The organism is Methylobacterium sp. WL9 (assembly GCF_008040035.1).
GTDB classification, from domain to species: Bacteria; Pseudomonadota; Alphaproteobacteria; order Rhizobiales; family Beijerinckiaceae; genus Methylobacterium; species Methylobacterium thuringiense.
This window is the reverse complement of sequence record NZ_VRVE01000135.1, coordinates 1-5,869: the sequence shown is the minus strand read 5'-3', so window position 1 is coordinate 5,869 and position 5,869 is coordinate 1. Positions and strand designations below refer to the sequence as shown.

Sequence of the window (5,869 nt, the reverse complement as noted above, 5' to 3'; positions counted from 1 at the left end):
CCGCCGACCGCAGCACCCAGGCCGGCGCCGAGGGCGCCGCCGCCCAGCGCGCGTTCGCCGGGGGTGTTGCAGGCGCCGACGGAGAGCGCCAGGGTGCAGGCCAGGATGGCCGCTGTGATCTTCTTCATGGTCGTACGACTCCCTTGTGCATCGGCCCGCCCGGCCGTTTTCGCCGTGGCGTACCTCGAGGCCGTCACCGGCCTTCTCACGCAGGCAGGTCACGCGATACGGTCAAGATTGGGGCAGCGGGCGCGCGGGGCATGACATTTCCCGCGCGACGCGCCATCTGACGCCCAAGCTGTTGCGCAAACACACCGAAATCGTCGAGGATCCGATGTCGAAAGCCACCCTGATCGTCCGCAAGGCCGCCGTCCGGCCGGAGCAGGTCGTCGACGCCGTGGTGCTCGACCATGCCGCGCGGAAAGCTGCGACGGGCCGGCTAAGTGCCTCGGGCGGAACGGTTTTCGACCTCGCCCTGGAGAAGACCGTGCAGGTCGAGGACGGCGACGCCTTCCGCCTCGACGACGGCCGGCTCGTCGCGGTGAAGGCGGCGGAGGAGGCGCTGCTCGAAGTGCGCGCCGGCAATCCGGCGCGGCTGGTCCGCCTCGCCTGGCAGCTCGGCGGCAGCCACGTGCCGGCGGAGGTCGGCCCCGATGTCCTCTATGTGCCTGAGAGCGCGGCGGAATTGGTGCGCGGTTCGGGCTGCTCTGCGAGCCCTGTCACCCGCGCCTTCAAGCCCGAGAAGGAGGCCCACGACCACAGCACCTGCGGGCACGACCACAGCCACGATCACGCGCATCACCACCACGACCACGGGCAAGCCCACGATGCTGCCCTGGATAGTCACGGCCATCGCCATGATGCACACGGGCATGCGCATCACGGCCACCATGAGCCGCACGATCACGATCACGCCGGGCACGACCACCACGACCACTGAAGCGCGAAAAGGGGCGTCTCAGGCCGCGTTCGGGTCCTCGATCCGCGTCGCGATCCACAGGACGTGCCGCCGCCCGTCTGTGATGTTGGAGCGGATGCGGATCTCCTCCACCGCGAAACCCGTGCGGCGCAGCCGGGCCTTGAACTTGCGGTCGGGGTGCCCCGACCAGACGGCGAGGATGCCGCCGGGCCGCAGCGCCCAGCGGGCGCGCTTGAGGCCCCATGCGTCGTAGAGGCGGTCGTTCTGCCGCCGGGTCGCGCCCTCCGGGCCGTTGTCGACGTCGAGCAGGATCGCATCGTAGGCGGCGGGCGCGGCCTGGATCACGCGGTTGACGTCCTCGACCCGGATCTCGACGCGCGAATCGTCCAGGCTGCCGCCGAAGAGATGCGCCAGCGGGCCGCGCGCCCAGGCCGCGACGGAGGGCACCAGCTCGGCGACGACGACGCTCGCCTGCGGCCCGAGCCCTTCGAGGGCGGCGCCGAGGGTGAAGCCCATGCCGAGCCCGCCGATGAGCATGCGGGCCTCCGGCCTGTCGCGCAGATGGTCGCAGGCGATCGTCGCCAGCGCCCGCTCGGAGGCGCAGAACAGGTCGCTCATCAGCTCGCACTTGCCCACCATGATGGTGAAGCCGTCGCTGCGCCGCATCAGCCGCATGGTGTCGGGCGTGCCCGGCACCGCGCCGACGTCGATTTCGGTCCAGGCGGTCGTGTCGGGCATGGGCAATTCGGAGCGAGTTTGAAGCGTGGCCGGGCGTGACTAGCAGACCCGGTGTCCTCCGGGGTAGGCGGCGGCGGCGGGCGGCGCTATGCAGGCGCCCGAAGCGAGGCCCGGATCCGGTCCGGTCCCTCGCGCTCTCAGGTCCTTCAGGACGTCCCAGTGTCGCCGGCCCCTTTTCGTGGCCGCGACCGATCGTACGAGTCACACCCCCACCATGGCCAAGCGCGTGAAGTCGAAGCCGCAGGAGCGCGGGTTCGTTCTGTTCGATGTCGTCTTCGAGGATGGCAGCCTCGCCTCCAACCGCCGCATCCCGATGGAAATCCTCGGCGGCCTCGACGGCGACGAGCCGGCGCGCACCATGATCGAGGAGCAGGAAGCCGAGATCGCCGAGAAGGCCGGGCGTCCGCCGCGCGTGATCCAGAACCTCAGCCGCACCCCGGCCCGCGAGCGCGAGCCGAAGCTGGTCTGATCCGGTTCACGATCCCGAGAGGCGTCGCGGTCCACGCGACCGCCTCTCGCCCGTGCCGCGTCGCCAGAATCTCTCACGGATCCCGGCGAGAACGGCGCAGACAGTCGGCTTCAAGCCGCCCGCACGTTGGCCAGAAACTGCTCGACCTCCGATCGAAGCTGGCCGGACTGGAGCGCGAGCTGGTCCGATGCCTGGGCGACGGACGCGGCGGCGGATCCGGCCTCGTCCGCAACCCGAGCGACCTCGGCGATGTCGGTCGTCATCTCACTCGTGCCGTTCGAGGCCTGGACCATGCTTCGGACGATTTCCTGCGTGGTGGCACCCTGCTCCTCGACCGCGGCGGCGATGCTGGTCGTGACGCGGTTCATGGCTTCGATCTGCGCGGTGATGTCCCGGATGGCATCGGAGGTCCCATGCGTCGCGGTCTGGATGGCGGCGACCTGTCGGGCGATCTCGTCCGTCGCGCGGGTCGTCTGACCGGCGAGTTCCTTGACCTCGGCGGCGACGACGGCGAAGCCCCGGCCCGCATCGCCGGCACGCGCGGCCTCGATCGTCGCGTTCAGGGCCAGCAGGTTGGTCTGGCCGGCGATGGTCGAGACCAGGCCGACGACGTCGCCGATGCGGGTCGCAGCCGTCGCCAGGGCGGCCATCGTCTGCTCGGTGCTCAGGGCGCCCTGGACGGCGCTCGCCGACAGACCGGCGGCCTGCTCGACCTGCCGTCCGATCTCCTGGACCGTCGTCCCGAGTTCCTCGGCCGCGGATGCGACCGCGTTCACGTTGCCGGCGGTCTGATGCGCTGCGCTGGCGACGTTCGTCGAGCGCTGCGACGTCTCCTCGACCGCCGAGCCCATGATGCCAGAGGAGGATTGCAGCCCCTCGACCGCGCCGGTGAGCTCTCCGACGATGCCGCCCACGGTCTCTTCGAACCGATCCGCGAGGTCGCGCAGCATGGTGCGACGGGCCTGCTCCTCGCGAAGGCGGACGGCCTCCGTCGTCTGCAATTGCTGCGCGGCGTCCTCCAGCGAGACGTCGCGGATGGTCACGACCGCCCGGGCGATGTCGCCGATCTCGTCCCGGCGGCGGCTTCCCGGCACCTCCGCCACGGTTTCGCGGGCGGCGAGGGATGCGAGCGCCCGCGTCAACGCCCCGAGGGGACGGACGATCGAGCGGGCCAGCAGCAGCCCGAGCACGGCCGTACCGAACAGGATGCACAGGCCGATCATGGTCAGGGTCCGCGACAGCGTCTCCACCGCGCTGACGGCCTCGCCCTGGCTCTGCTCGGCCACGATGGTCCAGGACGCGCCCAGCACGCTGACCGGCGACGTGGCGGCCAGGTGCGGGCCGTCGGGTGCGGCGTAGGCGAAGCTGGCGCCGCCCGTGATCTGCGAGGCGCGCATGCCGAGCGTGGTCAGGGGTGCGCCGGCCTTCGTGCCCTCGTCCAAGGGCGGGTTGCTGCGCAGGAGCCCATCGGCCCCGGTAGCGAGGACCTGGCCCGTCTCGCCGAGGCCGGCACGCTTCGACAGGGTCTGGTCGAAGAGGGCCGGCGTGACGCGCAACACGATGAACCCGATGCGCTCGGCCGCCTGGGCCGTCCCCATGGCGACGTTCGCGCGCTTGGTCATCGGCATGCCGATGAAGGCGGACGGCCCGGTCCCCACCGGATAGGCCGCGAAATCCTCGAACAGGTCCGAATCCGTGGCTGCGGCCTTCAGGCGCGCGACGAGACGGGCGAGGCCGGTCCCCTGCAGGGCGGGGTCGGCCACGGATTTCCCGAAATCCTCGTCCTTGGTCGTCGTGTAGACGATGCGGCCGTTCTCATCGAGGAACATCAGGTCGGCATATCCGACCTGCCCGATCATCTTGCGCGCCATGTCCTGCACCTTGGCATGCCGGCGCCCGTACATGGTCCCGGTCGTGCCCAGGTCGAACGCGATCCTGGCCTCCGGGGTCGTCAGGGCCCGCAACGCGTCGACGATCTTGGCGGAGTCGGGCTTGGCCGGATCGAGATTTTCGATGAGATCCGGAAAATTCGATGCAATCTGCGGATGGATGGCCGTCGCCAGGAAATCGGCGCGCAGACGGTCCGCGACGAGCTCGATCCCGTCCTTGCGCAAGGTCGCCGCCAGTTGAAGCCGCTCGTCGGCGGCCGCGACGAGCCCGCTCTTGGCCGAATACCAGCTGAACCCGCCCATGGCCGTGGCACTCAACAGGGCCAGCCCGATCGTGGCCGCAGGAAGACGCACACTCAGCTTGGAAAGAAAAGTCATGTCTGTTCTCAGATGTTATCTATTTTCATCTGATACGAAGACGTGAAATTTCGGTGAATCATGCACCTTCTGCTTGTGTGGATGTGTCTGTGAGACGCAAATCCTCACCGCCTCTCGGAAAAATACTGCCTGGACAGGGAAATCGTTCTACTCGCTTTCAGCGAAGGCATCCGGGCCTCCACCCGCATCGTCGGCGCTCGACTGCGAATCGCAACGTCTTGGACGCGCGATGACGGAGGCGGCTACCCCAGCGCCTCGCGGAACGCCCGCAGGTTGGCGCGCATCATCGCGATGTAGTCCGGGGCAGGTCCGTCGGCTCCGCTCAGCGCATCCGAAAACACCTTGCCGCCGAGCTTTGCCCCGCTTTCGCGGGCGATCTGCTGCATCAGGCGCGGATCGGCGATGGATTCGAGGAAAACCGCCGGAATCTTCTGCTGGCGGATCTGCCGGATGATGCGGGCGACGTCCTTCGGGCCGGCCTCGCTCTCCGTCGAGACGCCCTGGGGCGCGATGAAGCGCAGGCCGTAGGCGTCGGTGTAGTAGCCGAAGGAATCGTGGTTGGTGATGATGCGCCGGCGTGCCTCGGGAATGCTGCGGATGGTCTCGCGGATCTCGGCATCGAGGGCGTCGAGCCTTTCGCAATAGGCCCTGGCGTTCTCCGCGTAGAGCGCGGCATGCGGCGCATCGATCCGCGAGAACCCGTCGCGGATCGCGGCGACGTAGAGCTTGACGTTGGCGACGCTCTGCCAGGCATGCGGGTCGGCGTGATCGTCCGCCGCGCCGTGGTCGTGCCCGTGGTCATGGCCTTGGTCGTGGGGGTCGCGCGAGCCGGCGATGGTCCTGGCGCCCTGCGAGGCGACGACCACCGGAGCCTTGGTGCCGGACGCCCGGATCAGCCGTTCGATCCAGCCCTCGAAGCCGAGGCCGTTGACGAACACGATGTCGGCGGCGGCGAGCCGCCGGGCATCCTCGGGGGCGGGGCTGAAGCTGTGCGCGTCCGCGTCCGGCCCGACGAGGCTCGTCACCTCCGCGCGCATGCCGCCGACCTGCCGCACGAGGTCGCCGAGGATCGAGAACGTCGCCACCGCCCTGATCCGGTCATCGGCCGAGGCGGCGGCCGGCACCAGCACGGCCAGCATCAGGAGCAGCCACGCCGCAGCCGGCCCGATCCGCGTTCGTCCGTTCGCCGTCATCGGTCCCTCTGCTCCCGTGGCATCGTGACCCTGTAATGTAACATTATCACACTGCCAATCCCGGTGCCGCGGTATCCCGGTTTGATTGTGAACCCTCGGCAATCCGCCGGACACATGCCGGATACACGGCCCTGCGTAGGATCCGGGCCTGGGTGGGGTCCCTTCTCGTGAGACGAGGTTCGGCCATGTCGAGACGTGTGATCGTTGCGGTTCTGCTGGCGGGGCTCGCCGGCGCGCGGCATCCTCTCGGTACCGTACCCCCAAGAGCTCAACGACATCCCGG

Annotated in this window: 5 protein-coding genes; 2 read left to right on the top strand and 3 right to left on the bottom strand. The window is 69.3% G+C overall.

The window, feature by feature from the left end:
• Nucleotides 1-334: 334 nt before the first annotated feature.
• Complete coding sequence (locus tag FV217_RS21560; RefSeq protein WP_147820558.1) at nucleotides 335-940, top strand: urease accessory protein UreE; 606 nt, start codon at nucleotides 335-337, stop codon at nucleotides 938-940.
• Between the two features lie 18 nt (nucleotides 941-958).
• On the opposite strand, the gene FV217_RS21555 is transcribed toward FV217_RS21560, so the two are convergent.
• A complete protein-coding gene (locus FV217_RS21555; protein WP_147820560.1) occupies nucleotides 959-1,594 on the bottom strand; it encodes a hypothetical protein in 636 nt (211 codons plus the stop codon).
• A gap of 277 nt (nucleotides 1,595-1,871) precedes the next feature.
• On the opposite strand from FV217_RS21555, the gene FV217_RS21550 reads away from it, so the two are divergent.
• A complete protein-coding gene (locus FV217_RS21550; protein WP_147820556.1) occupies nucleotides 1,872-2,126 on the top strand; it encodes a hypothetical protein in 255 nt (84 codons plus the stop codon).
• A gap of 110 nt (nucleotides 2,127-2,236) precedes the next feature.
• On the opposite strand, the gene FV217_RS21545 is transcribed toward FV217_RS21550, so the two are convergent.
• Nucleotides 2,237-4,393 (bottom strand): methyl-accepting chemotaxis protein, encoded by a 2,157-nt coding sequence (locus tag FV217_RS21545; protein WP_147820555.1) that lies wholly within the window; start codon nucleotides 4,391-4,393, stop codon nucleotides 2,237-2,239.
• Nucleotides 4,394-4,635: 242 nt separating this feature from the next.
• Nucleotides 4,636-5,532, bottom strand: coding sequence for a metal ABC transporter substrate-binding protein (locus FV217_RS21540; RefSeq protein ID WP_246683099.1), 897 nt, complete (start codon nucleotides 5,530-5,532; stop codon nucleotides 4,636-4,638).
• Between the last annotated feature and the right edge of the window lie 337 nt (nucleotides 5,533-5,869).

Bases quoted from the DNA above. Each gene is read 5' to 3' on its own strand.
- FV217_RS21545 (WP_147820555.1), bottom strand. From the start codon at position 4,393: ATGACTTTTCTTTCCAAGCTGAGTGTGCGTCTTCCTGCGGCCACGATC.
- FV217_RS21555 (WP_147820560.1), bottom strand. From the start codon at position 1,594: ATGCGGCTGATGCGGCGCAGCGACGGCTTCACCATCATGGTGGGCAAG.
- FV217_RS21540 (WP_246683099.1), bottom strand. From the start codon at position 5,532: ATGCTGGCCGTGCTGGTGCCGGCCGCCGCCTCGGCCGATGACCGGATC.
- FV217_RS21560 (WP_147820558.1), top strand. From the start codon at position 335: ATGTCGAAAGCCACCCTGATCGTCCGCAAGGCCGCCGTCCGGCCGGAG.
- FV217_RS21550 (WP_147820556.1), top strand. From the start codon at position 1,872: ATGGCCAAGCGCGTGAAGTCGAAGCCGCAGGAGCGCGGGTTCGTTCTG.